Genomic DNA, 805 nt, shown 5'->3' on the forward strand with positions numbered 1-805 from the left:
TTGGACGAGCCGGCCCTGGTGAGGGAGAGCCAGACCTCCTACGCTCTTGCCCTGAGCGACGCCTTGTCGCGCGAGGAGTCCCTGGCCCTGGTGAGGGCGGCAGCCGAGGAGCACGAACGTGGTCAGCAGCACTGAGCCCACCGTCCGCGACGCGTCCACCGTGGACGGCTGGTTCAAGTCCAGCTTCAGCGGCGGCGATCAGGGCGAGTGCCTGGAGGTCGCCCGCGGCCACGGCGTCCGTGTCCCGGTCCGCGACAGCAAGTGCCCGACCGGACCGGCGCTGGTCTTCCCGGCGGCGGGGTGGGCGGTCTTCGTGGCGGCGGTGCGCGGCGGCGAACCGACGGGCTGAGCGGCGTCGCCCACGCCTTCCGCGAAGGGGGGCGAAAGGCGTCGCCCACGCCTTCCGCGAAGGGGCCCATCGGGTGCCGGGTCTGCTCGCCCGGGGGCGGATTCCGCCCGGCACCGCCGACACGGCCGGCCGCCGCTGCCGCCCCTTGGGGGCGGCAGCGGCGGCGGGTGTCACGGCTGGACGGGCATGGACCAGCAGTTGGAGAGGGCCGGCTTGCCCTCCAGGCGGTCGGTGATCCAGGAGATCGCCGCGCCCTGGTCGGTGAGGAGCGGGGTGAGGTGGTTGGTCAGCAGCTTGTCGCCGAGGTTGGGCAGGACGACGGCCTCGTAGCTGACCTTGCCGCCCTTGCGGCACCAGTCGACGGCGAGTTGGCGGGCCTGGTCGTGCGGGACGATGTCGTCCTGGGTGCCGGTGGCCAGGCGGACCGGGCCCGTCGGCTTGAGGGTGCCGATGCGC

2 protein-coding genes are annotated in these 805 nt (G+C 73.9%); one reads left to right on the forward strand and one right to left on the reverse strand.

The window, feature by feature from the left end; all coding sequences use genetic code 11:
- The first annotated feature begins 118 nt into the window (after positions 1–118).
- The gene (locus EAO77_RS35630; RefSeq protein WP_147992460.1) at positions 119–349 is read left to right on the forward strand and encodes a DUF397 domain-containing protein; all 231 of its coding nucleotides are present in this window, start codon (positions 119–121) and stop codon (positions 347–349) included.
- A 170-nt stretch (positions 350–519) separates the two neighbouring features.
- On the opposite strand, the gene EAO77_RS35635 is transcribed toward EAO77_RS35630, so the two are convergent.
- Positions 520–805 (reverse strand): lipase family protein (locus EAO77_RS35635; protein ID WP_222723741.1); only part of this gene is annotated, 286 nt, incomplete at its 5' end.

The organism is Streptomyces sp. T39 (assembly GCF_008042045.1).
Classification (GTDB): Bacteria; Actinomycetota; Actinomycetes; order Streptomycetales; family Streptomycetaceae; genus Streptomyces.